General features: G+C 72.8%; 12 protein-coding genes and 7 tRNA genes. 5 read left to right on the top strand and 14 right to left on the bottom strand.

What is annotated here, in order from left to right:
- The first annotated feature begins 3 nt into the window (after window positions 1–3).
- Window positions 4–1,140 carry a cell division protein ZapE gene (gene zapE, locus ACZDYF_RS07150; protein ID WP_435876337.1) on the top strand — a complete coding sequence of 379 codons (1,137 nt, stop codon included), beginning with the start codon at window positions 4–6 and terminating at the stop codon, window positions 1,138–1,140.
- On the opposite strand, the gene ACZDYF_RS07145 is transcribed toward zapE, so the two are convergent.
- The 4 genes from ACZDYF_RS07145 to ACZDYF_RS07130 form a co-directional block, all read right to left on the bottom strand.
- The gene (locus ACZDYF_RS07145) at window positions 1,118–2,065 is read right to left on the bottom strand and encodes a polyphosphate kinase 2 family protein (RefSeq protein ID WP_400273496.1); all 948 of its coding nucleotides are present in this window, start codon (window positions 2,063–2,065) and stop codon (window positions 1,118–1,120) included. The genes zapE and ACZDYF_RS07145 overlap by 23 nt on opposite strands.
- Window positions 2,066–2,078: 13 nt before the next feature.
- Window positions 2,079–3,782: an alpha-amylase family protein gene (locus ACZDYF_RS07140; protein WP_475055035.1), complete on the bottom strand. Its 1,704-nt coding sequence runs from the start codon at window positions 3,780–3,782 to the stop codon at window positions 2,079–2,081.
- The gene (glgX, locus tag ACZDYF_RS07135; RefSeq protein WP_475055034.1) at window positions 3,779–6,052 is read right to left on the bottom strand and encodes a glycogen debranching protein GlgX; all 2,274 of its coding nucleotides are present in this window, start codon (window positions 6,050–6,052) and stop codon (window positions 3,779–3,781) included. Before glgX ends, ACZDYF_RS07140 begins: the two co-directional genes overlap by 4 nt.
- 66 nt (window positions 6,053–6,118) lie before the next feature.
- Window positions 6,119–7,876 (bottom strand): SulP family inorganic anion transporter, encoded by a 1,758-nt coding sequence (locus ACZDYF_RS07130; RefSeq protein WP_475055033.1) that lies wholly within the window; start codon window positions 7,874–7,876, stop codon window positions 6,119–6,121.
- 286 nt (window positions 7,877–8,162) lie between these two features.
- Between ACZDYF_RS07130 and ACZDYF_RS07125 the strand changes: the two genes are divergently transcribed.
- Window positions 8,163–8,396 carry a hypothetical protein gene (locus ACZDYF_RS07125; protein ID WP_191792081.1) on the top strand — a complete coding sequence of 78 codons (234 nt, stop codon included), beginning with the start codon at window positions 8,163–8,165 and terminating at the stop codon, window positions 8,394–8,396.
- 82 nt (window positions 8,397–8,478) lie between these two features.
- On the opposite strand, the gene ACZDYF_RS07120 is transcribed toward ACZDYF_RS07125, so the two are convergent.
- The 9 genes from ACZDYF_RS07120 to ACZDYF_RS07080 form a co-directional block, all read right to left on the bottom strand.
- The gene (locus tag ACZDYF_RS07120; protein WP_475055031.1) at window positions 8,479–8,781 is read right to left on the bottom strand and encodes a hypothetical protein; all 303 of its coding nucleotides are present in this window, start codon (window positions 8,779–8,781) and stop codon (window positions 8,479–8,481) included.
- Between the two features lie 37 nt (window positions 8,782–8,818).
- Window positions 8,819–9,142, bottom strand: coding sequence for a DUF2277 domain-containing protein (locus ACZDYF_RS07115; protein WP_475055029.1), 324 nt, complete (start codon window positions 9,140–9,142; stop codon window positions 8,819–8,821).
- A 132-nt stretch (window positions 9,143–9,274) separates the two neighbouring features.
- On the bottom strand, window positions 9,275–10,255 hold the full coding sequence (locus ACZDYF_RS07110; protein ID WP_475055028.1) for a hypothetical protein: 981 nt from the start codon (window positions 10,253–10,255) through the stop codon (window positions 9,275–9,277).
- Between the two features lie 372 nt (window positions 10,256–10,627).
- Window positions 10,628–10,702 (bottom strand) — tRNA-Val (locus ACZDYF_RS07105).
- 47 nt (window positions 10,703–10,749) lie between these two features.
- Window positions 10,750–10,820 (bottom strand) — tRNA-Cys (locus ACZDYF_RS07100).
- Between the two features lie 33 nt (window positions 10,821–10,853).
- Window positions 10,854–10,925: transfer RNA gene (locus ACZDYF_RS07095), tRNA-Gly, on the bottom strand.
- 372 nt (window positions 10,926–11,297) lie between these two features.
- Window positions 11,298–11,372 (bottom strand) — tRNA-Val (locus ACZDYF_RS07090).
- A gap of 47 nt (window positions 11,373–11,419) precedes the next feature.
- Window positions 11,420–11,490: transfer RNA gene (locus ACZDYF_RS07085), tRNA-Cys, on the bottom strand.
- 33 nt (window positions 11,491–11,523) lie between these two features.
- A tRNA-Gly gene (locus ACZDYF_RS07080) sits at window positions 11,524–11,595 on the bottom strand.
- Between the two features lie 204 nt (window positions 11,596–11,799).
- Here ACZDYF_RS07080 and ACZDYF_RS07075 point away from each other — a divergent pair.
- The 3 genes from ACZDYF_RS07075 to ACZDYF_RS07065 all read left to right on the top strand — a co-directional run bounded on the left by ACZDYF_RS07075 (window position 11,800) and on the right by ACZDYF_RS07065 (window position 14,196).
- Window positions 11,800–13,068 (top strand): chorismate-binding protein, encoded by a 1,269-nt coding sequence (locus ACZDYF_RS07075; protein ID WP_475055026.1) that lies wholly within the window; start codon window positions 11,800–11,802, stop codon window positions 13,066–13,068.
- A gap of 4 nt (window positions 13,069–13,072) precedes the next feature.
- On the top strand, window positions 13,073–13,942 hold the full coding sequence (locus tag ACZDYF_RS07070) for an aminotransferase class IV (RefSeq protein ID WP_475055025.1): 870 nt from the start codon (window positions 13,073–13,075) through the stop codon (window positions 13,940–13,942).
- A gap of 182 nt (window positions 13,943–14,124) precedes the next feature.
- A tRNA-Val gene (locus ACZDYF_RS07065) sits at window positions 14,125–14,196 on the top strand.
- Window positions 14,197–14,306: 110 nt separating this feature from the next.
- Here the strand turns inward: ACZDYF_RS07065 and ACZDYF_RS07060 are convergent.
- A complete protein-coding gene (locus ACZDYF_RS07060) occupies window positions 14,307–14,615 on the bottom strand; it encodes a hypothetical protein (RefSeq protein WP_475055023.1) in 309 nt (102 codons plus the stop codon).

Genomic DNA, 14,615 nt, shown 5'->3' with positions numbered 1-14,615 from the left:
CTCGTGACTGCTGCGCCTCCCGATCTCGCCGGGAACCCGTCCGACCCGTCGACCCCGCCGCGCGTGCGGGCCCTGGCCGACATCCGGCCCGTCGTGCCGCCCACGCGCCTGCTCGCGGACCTCGTGCCGCCGCGCCACTTCTCGGGCGCCCGCTTCTCGACGTACCGGGCGAACCCCGCCTACCCGAGCCAGGCCACGACGGTCGCGCGACTCGAGGAGGTCGGCGCCCAACTCGCGCCGAACGCCTCGGGCAAGGTGCGCCGCGGCCTGTTCGCCAAGCGCAAGGCGGCCCCCGCGATCTACATGGACGGCGGGTTCGGCGTCGGCAAGACGCACCTGCTGACCTCCCTGGCGCACGCGGTGGGCCCCGACGCGGCCTACGGGACGTTCGTCGAGTACACGAACCTCGTGGGCGCGCTGGGGTTCCAGGCCACGGTCGACGCGCTGGCGACCAAGCGCCTGGTCTGCATCGACGAGTTCGAGCTCGACGACCCGGGCGACACCGTCCTCATGTCGCGCCTGCTGCGCGAGCTCGCGGACCGCGGCGTCGCGCTCGCCGCGACGTCCAACACGCTGCCCGGGTCGCTCGGCGAGGGGCGGTTCGCGGCCGAGGACTTCCTGCGCGAGATCCAGGCCATGGCCGCGCGCTTCGAGGTCATGCGCGTCGACGGCGAGGACTACCGCCACCGCGCGGTCGTGACCGAGACGCAGCCGCTGCCCGCGCACCTCGTGGCGCGCGTCGCGGCGTCGCACCCGGGCGCGACGCTCGACTCTCTCGACGAGGTCCTCGACCACCTGCGCGGGGTCCACCCGAGCAAGTACGGCGCGATGCTCGACGACGTCACGCTCGTCGCGCTCACGGGCGTGCACCCCGTCACGGAGCAGTCGGCCGCGCTGCGGCTCGTCGTCCTGGTCGACCGCCTGTACGACCGGGACGTCCCGGTGCTGCTCGCGGACGACGCGGTCGGGGCCGACGGTGCTCTTGGAGCCGAGGCCGGGACGAACCGTGCCGCGGTCTCCTCGCTGTTCACCGAGGAGATGCTGCGCGGGGGCTACCGCAAGAAGTACTTCCGGGCGTTGTCCCGCCTGGGCTCGCTCGCCGAGGACGGCCGCGCGCTCACGCGGACTCCAACCGCCTGAGCTCGGCCGCGACGTCGAAGTCGGCGGGCGGCCATCCCAGGTCGAGGCGGCGCAGGGCGTCGAGCACGAGCTCGGAGACCGCGACCCGCGCGAACCACTTGGCGTCCGCGGGGACGACGTACCAGGGGGCGACCTCGGTGTTCGTGCGCTCGATCGCTGCCTGGTAGGCCTCCTGGTACGCGGGCCACTTCAGCCGCGCGTCGATGTCCCCCGGGTCGTACTTCCAGTGCTTCTCGGGGCGCTCGAGCCGTTCGCGCAGACGAGCCTTCTGCTCGTCGAGGGACACGAACAGCGCGACCTTCACGATCGTCGTGCCGGACTCGACGAGGTCGGCCTCGAACGCGTTGATCTGGTCGTAGCGTGCCTCCCAGACCTCGGGCGGCACGAGGTCGTCGACGCGGGCCACGAGCACGTCCTCGTAGTGCGAGCGGTCGAAGACGCCGAGGTAGCCGGGGTCCGGCAGCGCGCGCCGGATACGCCACAGGAAGTCGTGCCGGCGCTCCTCGGCAGTGGGCACCCCGAAGGACGTGTGCTGGACGCCCTGCGGGTCCACCAGCCCGATCACGTGCCGCACGATCCCGCCCTTGCCTGCGGTGTCCATACCCTGCAGCACGAGCAGGACCGAACGGTTCCCGCCGCTGCGTCCCTCGGCGAACAGCCTCTCCTGCAGCTCGGAGAGCTCGTCGGCGTGCGCGTCGAGGAGCCGTTCGGCGTCCTTGCGTCCCTGCGACCACCCGGGGGTGGCCGCGCGGTCGAACGTCGCGAGGTCGAGTCCCCGGGGAGCACGCAGCGCCTCGACGGGCGGTACCTCCCAGTCGAGCGAGCGCCTGGCGCCCGCCCTGCCGCGGGCGCGGCGCGAGGCGGGGTCGAGCACCGCGCCGGACGGGTGGGGCGGTGCGGCGGGGTCGGACGAGTGCTTTCCCATCCGGCGAGACTAGTCAGCGTGACGTGAGGACGACAGCCGAACGGGCGCCGAGGTGCACCGAGGACCCGCTCGCTGCGACCGGGGGAGAGGCCGGGCCGGGGAACGCGCCGGCCGGACGGACGGCTCGCGCCCCCTCGTCGGGAGGAGGCCACTGCGCGGTCACGTGCCACGCGCGGCGCGAGGCGGGCAGGAGCGTGGTGCGCGGCTGCGACCCGATGTTGACCGCCGTCACCAGCTTGCCCCGCTGGACCAGGACGACCCCGCTCGGGCCGCGGTGCACCAGGCGGGGCGTGTCGTCGGGGACCGCACGGCGCAGCGCCAGCAGCGTTCTCCACCACGCGTGCAGGCGGGCCGAGACGGGGAGCACCAGGCGCGGGACGAACGCCGAGGCGAGGACGAGCGCCGCGGCGAGGGCGCGGGCGTCGTCGTCGGCGCTGGCGGTACCGGTGCCGGTGGTGCCGTGGTCACCCTCGTGCCCTGCGGCCGTGCAGGCCGGAGGGGCGAGCCCGACCATGATGCGTTCGGCGTCCGGGACGGTCAGGAGCCTGCTGAGGGAGCCGAACCACGTCGGGTCGGTCTCGCGGGCGCGCACGAGCAGCTCGTGGAACGCGTCCTCGACCTCGTGGACCCACACCTGGCTCAGACCACGGCCGCCCTGCTCGGCGGGGACGAGCATGCGCGGGTCCCTCGTGTCGCACTCGCCCACGAGCCGGACCGGTCGCTGATGGGCCGTCGTCGCCGCGTCGGCCGTGCGTGCGACCTCGACGAGGACGTGCACGGGAGAGGCGTCCGCGAGGTCCTGGACCCGGGCGATGCGCAGCACGTCGACGTGGAAGTCGTCGAACCACCGCCGGGCGCTCGACGTGATCCAGTCGTGGACCTCGCGGCTGCCCGCGCGGTCGAGGTTGATCCTGCGCCCGCTCGGCAGGTCGGCCGGAGGCGGCGGCACGGGCTCGTCGGGGACCGGCGGGCCCGTGAGGTACCCGGTCAGCGTCGGGCGCAGCCGCGTCCGCTGGGGCGACAGGTAGGGCGCGAACGACTGGAGGAAGACCGCTCCCGGCGCGGCACGGTGGTAGGCCACGCCGAGGGAGACGCCGAGCCCGCGGGCGTGGGCGGCGTCGACGAAGCGCTGGAGCGCCCGAGGTCCCCCGAACTCCTCGCACACCGTGTACAGGTGCGGGCACACGACCCCCGCCACCGAACCGATCGTGTGCAGCTCGACCACCGCGACGCCCAGGTCGACGAGCTCGTCGAACCGGTCGGCGGCGGCGTCCAGCGTGCCCTCGGGCGTGAACGTCCCGACGTCGATCTCGAGGACCGCGCCCTGGGCCGACGGCCCGGCCCACCTGTCGTCGGTCCAGGCGAAGGTCGGGTCGAACGAGCGGCTCCAGCCCAGCAGGCCGTGCGGCTGACGGGGGCTGCGGGGGTCCGGCAGGGGGCGTCCGCCGTCGACCGAGAAGGCGTAGTCGGTGCCGGGGGCCAGGTCGTCGTCGGCGCTCCACCAGCCCGGGAGGTCCATCCCGACCAGGCGCAGGGGGCGCCGTTCGCTCCGGGTGCCCGTGGGGTCCTGGTCGTCGGGGGTGACCCCGCCCGCGAGCGGGAGGACCACCTCGAGCGTGCGCGCCTGCGGGGCCCACACGACGGGGCGTGGCCCCGGGACCGTGAGCGTCGGCGGTGGGTCGGGCGGCTTGGTGATGTTGCGGTAGCGCGACGTCATGCGGCGTGCACCTCGCGGGCCTCCCGGACCAGCAGGACCGTCGCGAACGACGCGACCGTGATCCGGTCGCGGGCGGCGTGCACGGACGGCTCGGGCTCGCCCGGGGACTCGGTGCGCACGAGCGTGCGCCACGACGCGCCGTACGCCGCATCGGGCAGCGTGAAGTCGAGCGGGGAGTCCGAGGCGTTGAGCAGCAGCAGGAACGAGTCGTCGACGATGGGCTCGCCGCGCCGGTCGCGCTCGGGCAGGTCGTCCCCGCCCAGGAAGACCATGACGGACCGTGCGTACCCCTGGTTCCAGTCGGTCGTGTCCATGCGGCTGCCCGAGATGTCGAACCAGTCGATGTCCGGGATCTCGCCGTCGGGTGTGCCGGCCGGGCCCTGGAAGAAGCGGCGGCGGTGGAGCAGGGGGTGCGCCCGCCGGATCCCGACCATGCGACGGGCGAAGGCCAGGAGGTCGCCGCGCTCGTCGTCGAGCCCGTCCGGGCCGCCCCAGTCCATCCAGGTGATCTCGTTGTCCTGGCAGTAGCCGTTGTTGTTGCCGTGCTGCGTGCGCCCGATCTCGTCCCCGTGCGAGAGCATGGGGACCCCTTGGGACAGGAGCAGCGTCGCGAGGAAGTTCCGCCGTTGGCGCGCCCGCAGCGCGCGGACCTCGGGGTCGTCGGTGGGGCCCTCGACGCCGCAGTTCCACGACCGGTTGTGGTTCTCTCCGTCTGCCCCGCCCTCGCCGTTGGCCTCGTTGTGCTTCTCGTCGTAGGAGACCAGGTCGGTCAGCGTGAAGCCGTCGTGGGCCGTGACGAAGTTGATCGACGCGATGGGCTTGCGGCCCGTGTGCTCGTACAGGTCGGAGGAGCCCGTGAGGCGGCTCGCGAACTCTGGCAGCATCGCGGGCTCGCCGCGCCAGAAGTCGCGCACGGTGTCGCGGTACCGCCCGTTCCACTCGGTCCACAGGGGAGGGAAGCCGCCCACCTGGTAGCCGCCGTCACCCAGGTCCCAGGGCTCGGCGATGAGCTTGACCTGGGACACGACCGGGTCCTGCTGGACGATGTCGAAGAACGCCGAGAGCCGGTCCACCTCGTGGAACTGCCTGGCCAGGGTCGCCGCGAGGTCGAACCGGAACCCGTCGACGTGCATCTCGGTGACCCAGTAGCGCAGCGAGTCCATGATGAGCTGGAGCACGTGGGGCGAGCGCATGAGCAGCGAGTTGCCCGTGCCGGTCGTGTCGAAGTAGTGGGCCTCGTCGCCGTCGACGAGCCGGTAGTACGCCGCGTTGTCGATCCCGCGGAAGGACAGCGTGGGCCCCAGGTGGTTGCCCTCGGCCGTGTGGTTGTAGACCACGTCGAGGATGACCTCGATGTCGGCCTCGTGGAGCGCCTTGACCATGGCCTTGAACTCCATGACCTGCTGGCCGCGCGTGCCGTAGGCCGTGTAGCCGTTGTGGGGCGCGAAGAACCCGATGGTGTTGTAGCCCCAGTAGTTCGACAGACCCTTGGCGACGAGCCCCGGGTCGTTCACGAACTGGTGCACGGGCATGAGCTCGACCGCCGTGACCCCGAGCGCCGTGAGGTGCTCGATCACGGCCGGGTGCGCCATGCCCGCGTACGTGCCGCGGAGCTCGTCGGGCACGTCGGGGTGGCGCATCGTCATGCCCCGCACGTGCGCCTCGTAGATGACCGAGTCGTGGTAGTCGTGCTGGGGCGGGCGGTCGTGGCCCCAGTCGAAGAACGGGTTCACCACGACCGAGAGCATCGTGTGTCCCAGCGAGTCCTCGGTGTTGGTCGGGACCCCAGGGTCCGAGACCGCCGACGGGGTGGGAGGCGCGGCCGTGTCCTGGTCGTCGTCCGGCTCGTCGGTCGCCGCGTCCGGGGCGAGCGGTCCGTCCGGGGCCGCGGCGCCGTCGGGTACCTCGCCGAAGCGGTACGAGAACAGCGACTCGTCGCCGTCGACCTGCCCGTCGATGGCCTTGGCGTACGGGTCGACGAGGAGCTTCGACGGGTTGCACCGCAGGCCCGACGCCGGGTCGTACGGGCCGTGGACGCGGTAGCCGTAGCGGGTGCCCGGGCCGAGCCCGGGCAGGTACACGTGCCACACGTGCGCGTCGACGTCCTCCAGGACGACGCGCGTCTCCAGCGGGCGCCCCTCCGCGTCGGTCTCGTCGCCGATCAGGCACAGCTCGATTCTCTCGGCGACCTCGGAGAAGAGCGCGAAGTTGGTGCCCGTCCCGTCGAAGGTCGCGCCCAACGGATACGGTCGCCCTGGCCAGGTCTGCATAGGTCGACCTTTTCATCCCGCGGGCGTGTTGTCTCCCACGGCACGCTCCCGCGGGTGTGCGGCGGCTCACGCCCCGGCGGACGGACCGGGGGGAACGGGCGGAGCGCCCGGGGCCGCCGGCGGCGCGACCGCGTCCTCGACCGTGCGCACCACGCGCCCCTGAGCCTCGGTCTCGCGGAACCAGTCGGAGCTGCGCAGGCGTCCCACGAGCCCCGGGTCGACCTCCGCGAGGACCAGGCGGCAGTCGTGCGCGGCGAGCTCGTCGTCGAGCCCCTCGAGCTCGTCGACGACGGTCGAGGACACCCAGTCCATGGCGCTCGCGTCGAGGACGACGGTCCGGGCGCTCGCGGCCTGGACGAGCGCGAGGACGCGCTCGAGGGTCGGGCGGACGTTGGCCGTGTAGAGCATCGACCGCAGGCGCAGCACGAGCGGGTCGCCGGTTGCCGGGCTGCCGGTCTGTGCCGTGGGCCCGGCCGGCACCGAGGGGTCGGCCCCGCTCGTCACGTCCCAGCCGCCCGGACCACGCGTCAGCACCTCGACCTGCGGGCGGTCGAGGTCGCGCAGCACGATGAACAGGGTCAGGAGCACCCCGGCGGCCACGCCGGCCAGCAGGCCCGAGACGAGTCCGACGAGCGTGGTCGCGACGGCGATCCACAGCTCGGAGACGTCGAACCGGGTCAGGGCGCGGAACTCGCGGACGTCGACGAGGCCGAGCGTGGCCACGAGCACGACAGCGCCGAGGGTCGCCTCCGGCATGTGGTCCAGGACGGGGGCGAGGAACAGCGCCACGAGGACCGCGAGCAGCGCGGTCACGACGCTCACGAGCTGGCTGCGCGCCCCGGCGCGTTGGGCGACGGCCGACTGGCTGAACCCGCCGGCTGCGGGGATGACCGCGGTGAACCCGCCCACGAGGCTCGCGGCCCCGACCGCGAGGAGCTCCTGGTCGGGGTCGACCCGTGCCTCCTTGCGGTTGCGGACCTCGCGCGCGACGGCCACCGACTCGAGGAACGCCATGATCGCGATGGCCGCGGCGGCGGGCAGCAGGTGGGGAACGTCGCCGAGGCGGGGCACGACGATCGCGGGCAGCCCGGCGGGGATGGGCGAGACGAGGGACACGCCGCGTTCGGTGATTCCGCCGAACGCCGAGGCGAGGATCCCGCCGACCACCACCAGGAGGGGAGCGGGCAGGCGGGGCCAGACCCGGCCGATACCCACGAGCGCGGCGAGCGAGACGAGCGAGAGGAGCACGGTCGTGCCGTTGACGTCCGAGAGCGCGTGGGCCGCCGCGCGGACCTCGGGCAGGAAGCCGTGCCCGTGGAGCGTCTCGTCGGCGCCGAGGAGCTTGGGGACCTGCCCCACGGCGACGGTCAGGCCGACGCTCGCCTTGATGCCGGTGAGCGTCGCATGGCTGATGTTCTCGACGAGGGACCCGAGCCGCAGCAGGCGCGCGGCGAGCAGGATCGCCCCGACCAGCACGGTCAGGGTGGCCAGGGCACGGATCCGCACCTCGGAGTCGCCACCCCCGCTGACCGTCGAGAGTCCGACGAGCGACGTCGCCACGAGGGTCGCGATGGTCGAGGTCGTCGACATGCTCAGGGCGCGGGACCCGCCGAGCGCGGCGTAGACGACCATCGGCAGCATGCACGTGTAGAGGCCGTACTGGACGGGGAGGTCCGCGATCGTCGCGTAGGCCATGGCCTGGGGCACGACCACGGCCCCGGCGGTCAGGCCGGCCAGGACGTCGGTGCGCAGCCAGGCGAGGTGGTAGCCGCGCAGCGTGGGGAAGAGGCCGGGGAACGAGCGCGACCGTGCGGGCTCCGTCATGGCCCGAGTATCGCCCGCGACGTGGGGAAGCGCGCCTCGGCGCCCGTGCCCGACGACGTCGCTCGCCGTCGTCGGGCTGCGTGAGGCCTGGTGGGACGGGCGCCGGGTTTCCTGGGGGACCGGTCCGGCGGGGGAACCTCACCGTTCATAATAGTGTGCCAAGCGCGGACGATTCACGGGAGCCCGGCCGGCGGGCGGCTCACCGCCTCGGCCCGGACGGCCCGAGGCCGGCCCGACATCGGCGCGGGATCGTGCAACGGGCCGCCGGACCTGCTAGACCGGAGGTATGAGCAGCACGAGCGAGCACCGCACGTCCGACGCGGTCGACCTGAACGAGAGCGACGTCTCGTCCGCACGCATCTCTCCCCGCACCCGCTTCCGGCTCGAGGACGAGGCGGACGCCGACGTCCGCGAGGGCGGGGACGCCTCGAAGGCCCCGCACTCGCTCTCCGAGGCGGAACGGCAGCCGAGCGACGGCATGTCGAGCGGACGGTCCTGGGACGACCCCGACGAGCTCTGACCCGTCGAGGCTTGGTCTCCTGGGTCCGCCGGTCTGCGAGGCGTTGTCGGCGAGACACGCGCGCGACGCGGGGGAGCGGCCGTCAGTCGAGCGTGGGCAGCCGGTCCCGGTCGACCTCGACGAGACGCGGCATGCCCGCGGGGGCGACCTTGCTCAGCGCGACGTAGCGCGCCTCCGCGCGGTGGAGCCGGATGTGCTCGTCGAGCGACCAGTCCGGGCCGTTCGTGAGCTGCATCCCGCACGAGCAGTCGATCGTGACGCGCCCCTCGGCCGTGCGGCCGACCTGGCCGATGGTGACGTGCGACGTGCGCGCCTCGGCCTTGGCGCGGCGCATCGAGGCGCTGACCGGCTCGGCGGTGACGGGTTCGTTGACGCGGGAGTCCACCCGACGAGCCTAGACGCTGCCGGGCGCGCCGACGGAATCAGTGCTCGTGGGCCAGCCCCAGGGCGTGCGCGCGTTCGTGCTCGGCCTCGGCGGCCTCGCGGGCGGCGATCCGCGCGCGCACCTCGGCCCGACGCAGCGGCGGCACCGTGCTCGGCGGCTGGCGACGTTCGGGCAGGTCCGCGAGGAGCCTCGTGACGGTCGCAGCGATCTCGGCGACGGCGACGTCGATCGGGCCCCGGGTCGAGGTGCTGACCGTCTGGACACCGGCGACCTTGCGGACGAACTGGAGGGCCGCAGCATGGATCTCCTCGTCGGTCGCCGGAGGCTCGAGCCCGCGCAGGGCGGTGATGTTTCGACACATGCTCCCGACGCTACGGGGCGCCTGCCGGGCCTTCAAGGGATAGGTGCGTCCCGCCGTCGGGGCGCGCGCTGCGCCGGGGGAGCCCGTCCTCCTGGGACCGCCCCGCAGGAGGACGGCCCCAGGGGGACGGGATCACGTCGCCGGGACGTGCTTCTCGATGAACGCGGCGATCGCCGTCTGCTCGGAGGCGACCGCTGCGAGGTCGGGCTTGAACGGCCGGCCGTCGAAGTAGCGCGGCTGGCTGCCCTCCGGGCCGTGGCAGGCGTCGATCGACGTCCGCCACTTCTCGGCGTGCTCACGCCACTCGACGCGGTCCACGAGCGCGGGCTCGGTGAACCAGACGTTCCACGTCAGCAGGTTGCCCGGCGCGAGCAGGTTCCCCGAGGACAGGTTGAACACGTACATCACGAGCTCGTTGAAGTCGTCGACGAGATCGTCACCCGTGAGGGCGACGGGCGCGATCTCCGCCGCCAGGTTCGCGACGGCCCAGGCCGTGTCGTGGTGCTGGGCGAAGGGTGGGATCGGGAACCAGTCCGTCTGGCCCGAGCGCCCGGGAAGGACCGGCTCGGACGGCTCGCCGTGGCGGTGGATGGGCACGCGGATGGCGTGCTCCTTGTCGGCGGGGAACGGTCGACCGGTCGTCGAGAAGAAGTCCCACAGGAGCTGGACGAGGGGGCTCTGCACGGCGCTCGGGCTGAACCAGATCTTGCCCTCGACCGTCAGGTCGGCCGCGACCGTCCTGCTCGGCTCGTCGACCCACCCACGCTGCCCCGTCACGGAGACCTCGATGTTGAGCGTCCCGAACGACGGCGAGCACGTCCCCTGCTGCGGGCAGATGACCGAGTACACCCGTCCCGTGCTCGTGTACCCGACCCGCGAGATGTCCGGGGCGAACATCTGGAACGCGCGGGAGTCGGGCGTCCCCGGGACGGTCTCCCAGCTGAACTCGGGCCACAGGACCGCCTGCTGGCGATCGAGCAGGTCGATGTTCGCCATGTTCTCGAGCAGCGGCAACGACGTGAGGTCGGGATCGGGGTAGGCGAAGGCGGGGTCCGACTCGGCGAACCCGCCGACCCATCCCGGCGGGACGGGCGTGCTCTGGTCAGGTGTCACGTTCTGCTCCTCGGTAGCTCGACTCGTCCGGGCGACGCCCTGCCGACCGGACCTGAGGAAGGTCGTTCCTCAGGCAGTGCCCCCACGTGCGGCCGTGGATCGCCCAGCGTGCCCTTCCCGGTGGGTGGCCCGCGCTCGGCGCTTCGGTGCTTCGGTGCTGGAGTCGTGCCCTGGCGTCGTCGACAGGTGTGCTCCGCGTCACACCGTCCCACGGGTGGCCGTGCTGCGCGCGGGGGAGGGGCCGGGGCTCGAATGCTGGCGGGCCAGGGCCTCGGCGGGTGCGACGAGCGACGGTGGGCGTCCGTGGTGGGCCGAAACCGGTGACGGCACGGGCATGAGAAAAGGCCGTCCCGGTGGGGGACGGCCTTCGTGTGGTGGGCGATACTGGGATCGAACCAGTGACCTCTTCCGTGTCAGGGAAGCGCGCTACCGCTGCGCCAATCGCCCAGGGCTGGTCTGCGAGAGAACAGCGCAAGGGGTACTGCTGTGCTGAGAGGTGGAGATGGGATTCGAACCCACGTGCACGGCTTTGCAGGCCGCTGCCTCGCCTCTCGGCCACTCCACCAGGTCGAACCCGACAGGTCCGAAGACCTATCCGAGCGGACGACGGGATTCGAACCCGCGACCCTCACCTTGGCAAGGTGATGCTCTACCACTGAGCCACGTCCGCGCGACCGACCTCGACCGGATCTCTCCGGCGTTTTTCGGCGCGTCACAGACTCTAGCCGACAGATGGGGCAAGAGTCCAAATAGCCCCAGGTGAGAGGGCTGGAGGGCGTAGTTTCGCCCGCCGCGGGCCCGCGGCGGGCCCGTCGAGGGGCGAAGGGGCCGTCCGGGGGGCACGGTCGAGCTCGCCCGGCGCGAACCTGCCGCGCGAGGCTGCCGCCAGCAGGTTCGCGAGATGAGTGGGTGCGTCCGAGACGGGTCTCCGGGGCTGTGTCGCGGGCGCCCGTCTCGGACGGAAGCACCCACCTCACGTCGACGGGGAACGCCAAGGTCCGGGCATGAGAAAAGGCCGTCCCGGTGGGGGACGGCCTTCGTGTGGTGGGCGATACTGGGATCGAACCAGTGACCTCTTCCGTGTCAGGGAAGCGCGCTACCGCTGCGCCAATCGCCCAGGGCTGGTCTGCGAGAGAACAGCGCAAGGGGTACTGCTGTGCTGAGAGGTGGAGATGGGATTCGAACCCACGTGCACGGCTTTGCAGGCCGCTGCCTCGCCTCTCGGCCACTCCACCAGGTCGAACCCGACAGGTCCGAAGACCTATCCGAGCGGACGACGGGATTCGAACCCGCGACCCTCACCTTGGCAAGGTGATGCTCTACCACTGAGCCACGTCCGCGCGACCGACCTCGACCGGATCTCTCCGGCGTTTTTCGGCGCGTCACAGACTTTAGTGGACCGAAGCGCCGGGCGTCCAACCGGACGGGCCGCCCCCCGAGGATCGGTAGCGTTGTCACGTGCCAGCTCAGCGATGCCAGAACCCCAGGACCCGCGAAGTTCCGCGGCTTCCTGACGATCCGTCGGTGTGGGGCAGGTGGGGCGAATGAGGCGCGGGTCACGCTCCGAGGCCCCGCGCGAGGCGGACGAACGGCCCGCACCCCGGCCCTCTGACCTGCACGGGGACCACGAGACGGCCCGTACGGCCCGTACTCCGAGCACAGCCCGACCGACCGGCCTCGCCGTCGATGCACCTGCCGTCACCGGTACCGGCTTCGCATCGTTCGCCGGCCGTCACGGCGCAGGCGTCGTCGAGTGCATCGACCTCGCGGTCGACTCCGCACGCCTGGCGGAGGGGCTCTGGTTCGTCGTCGCCGACTTCGAGGACCCCGCGCACGGCGGTCGGGCCCGCGCGTGGCGCTTCGCCCACCACGGGGGGACCGAGGCCGACCTGCCCGCGGACGCGACGCCGTCGGGCGGGGAGGGCGCCTGGTGCGGGCCTGCGCCCGACGCCTGGCGCAGCTCGCTGTCCCGCGAGGAGTACCAGGCCGCCGTGGCGGCCGTCCGCCACGCCGTGCACGAGGGCGACGTCTACCAGGCGAACATCTGCCGCGTCCTGGCCGCGCCCCTGCCCGCAGGGGACCGCGAGCCCGACGCCCGGGCGCTCGCCCGCATCCTCGCGGCCGGCAACCCCGCCCCGTACGCGGGCGCGATCCAGGTTCCCGCAGCGAGCGGCGTCGACCCCGTGTGGGTCGTGACGGCCTCGCCCGAGCTGTTCCTGCGGCTCGAGGACGGCGTGCTGTCGTCGGGGCCCATCAAGGGCACCGCGCCCACGGTCGACGGCCTGCGGGAGAAGGACCGTACCGAGAACGTCATGATCACCGACCTGGTGCGCAACGACCTGCAGCGCGTGAGCGCGCCGGGCTCGGTCGAGGTCACCGACCTCCTGGCCGTCGAGGCGCACCCGGGCCTCGTGCACCTGGTCTCGCGCGTACAGGGGCGCGTGACCGTGGACGAGGACGCTCCGGGCGGCCTGTGGGGGCAGGTGCTCGCGGCCACGTTCCCGCCCGCCTCGGTGTCGGGGGCGCCCAAGTCCTCGGCGCTGCGGATCATCCGCGAGCTCGAGCGCGGACCCCGCGGCCCCTACTGCGGGGCGGTCGGCTGGGTCGACGGCGCCACGGGCGAGGCCGAGCTGGCCGTCGGCATCCGGACGTTCTGGTGGGCCGACGACGAGCTGAGGTTCGGGACCGGGGCGGGCATCACGTGGGGGAGCGACCCCGCCGAGGAGTGGGAGGAGACCGAGCTCAAGGCGGCGCGGCTCGTCGCGCTCGCGTCGGGCGGGTCTGCGGCGACGGGCGAGCCTGCGGCAGACTGAGGTCATGTCGATCGTCGTGTGGGTGGATGGGTCCTTCGTCGAGCCGCGGGAGCGCGCGCTGAGCGCGCTCGACCACGGGGTGACCGTGGGGGACGGGATCTTCGAGACGTGCGCCGTGTACGGCGGGCAGGCGTTCGCCCTGACACGTCACCTGCGGCGCCTGGGCCGGTCCGCGGCAGGCATGGGCCTGCCGGAGCCTGACGAGGCGCGCGTCCGCGACGGTGTCGCGCAGGTCCTCGCCGCGGCCGGGGAGAGCGCGGGGCGCCTGCGCATCACGGTCACGGGCGGGTTCGGGCCGCTGGGCTCGGGGCGCGAGGACGGTGCGGAGACGATCGTCATCGCCGCAGGCCCCGCGTCGCCCGGCCCGACGTCCCACGCCGTCCGCTCGCCCTGGGTGCGCAACGAGCGCTCGGCCGTGGCAGGGCTCAAGACGACCTCGTACGCCGAGAACGTCGTCGCGCTCGCCGACGCCGTCGCACGCGGCGGCGACGAGGCGATCCTCGCCAACACGGTCGGCGAGCTGTGCGAGGGCACGGGTGCGAACGTCCTCGTCGAGGTCGGCGGCGAGCTCGTGACGCCCCCGCTCTCGTCGGGCTGCCTCGCGGGCATCACGCGCGAGCTGCTCCTGGAATGGGCTGCGGAGGACGGGCTGCCCGTCCGGGAGGCGGCGCTCCCGTTCTCGGTCCTCGACCGGGTCGTGGCCACGGGGCCCGACGGCGGAGCCTCCTCGGGCATGGGCCTCGCCCTCGCGGGGAGCGTGCGCAACATCCAGCCCGTGGTTTCGCTCGACGGCGTCCCCGTGCGCGTCGGGGAGCTGTCGCTCGCGGCGCGCGAGCTGTTCGACCGGCGTCGGCGGGAGCGCATGGACCCGTGACGGGAGGGTCGATGGGCTGGTGAGGCCCGGAATCCAGCCGCTGCGGACCCCGCAGCGCTACGCTGGGGGAGTCCCGTCGCGACGGGCCGGAAGGCCGCTCCGGAGGCCAGTTCGCGATCTGGGTCGAAATACGGCTAATATCTTCCAGGACGCACGGCCGGACCGGAAGGTTCAGTCGCAGCGGGCGATTGGCGCAGTGGTAGCGCGCTTCGTTCACACCGAAGAGGTCACTGGTTCGAACCCAGTATCGCCCACCGAAGGAGAAGGCCCCTGATCAGCGGAAACGCTGGCCGGGGGCCTTCTGCGTCGCCCTATGCTCTGGCGCCTGCGGGCAACGCCTCTCGCGATCAGCGTTTCCTTTCGGCTAGGGAACCAAGCCGAACTCTGCATAGATCGGACTGAGGTGCGTGTCACCCACGCGGTATCCCTCCGGCGCGATGGGCGCGACCGCGTCCGTGAGGTCGGCGTCGACGATCTTGCTCACGGTGAAGAGTCGCCACGGTGTTGGCGCCCCCGGGGAGTGCGTCCAACCATCGGTCTGGTATCCCCGGATCATCTCCTTGCCGGTGGTGGCGTGGAGCCCGTGAGCCGTCGGGATGACCACGCGCTCAAGACCGTCGTAGGTGAACCTGATGCTGCGCTTCTGCTGAACTGCCTCGGTGTAGTTGACCAT

It is taken from the genome of Oerskovia sp. PE-21s (assembly GCF_056158145.1).
The sequence above is the reverse complement of the archived record's forward strand: the minus strand, read 5'-3'. Positions and strand labels throughout refer to the sequence as shown.

Coding starts and splice junctions, on each gene's coding strand:
- ACZDYF_RS07070 (WP_475055025.1), top strand. CDS start 13,073: ATGTCGATCGTCGTGTGGGTGGATGGGTCCTTCGTCGAGCCGCGGGAG.
- ACZDYF_RS07075 (WP_475055026.1), top strand. CDS start 11,800: ATGAGGCGCGGGTCACGCTCCGAGGCCCCGCGCGAGGCGGACGAACGG.
- glgX (WP_475055034.1), bottom strand. CDS start 6,052: ATGCAGACCTGGCCAGGGCGACCGTATCCGTTGGGCGCGACCTTCGAC.
- ACZDYF_RS07130 (WP_475055033.1), bottom strand. CDS start 7,876: ATGACGGAGCCCGCACGGTCGCGCTCGTTCCCCGGCCTCTTCCCCACG.
- ACZDYF_RS07145 (WP_400273496.1), bottom strand. CDS start 2,065: ATGGGAAAGCACTCGTCCGACCCCGCCGCACCGCCCCACCCGTCCGGC.
- ACZDYF_RS07125 (WP_191792081.1), top strand. CDS start 8,163: ATGAGCAGCACGAGCGAGCACCGCACGTCCGACGCGGTCGACCTGAAC.
- ACZDYF_RS07060 (WP_475055023.1), bottom strand. CDS start 14,615: ATGGTCAACTACACCGAGGCAGTTCAGCAGAAGCGCAGCATCAGGTTC.
- ACZDYF_RS07140 (WP_475055035.1), bottom strand. CDS start 3,782: ATGACGTCGCGCTACCGCAACATCACCAAGCCGCCCGACCCACCGCCG.
- ACZDYF_RS07115 (WP_475055029.1), bottom strand. CDS start 9,142: ATGTGTCGAAACATCACCGCCCTGCGCGGGCTCGAGCCTCCGGCGACC.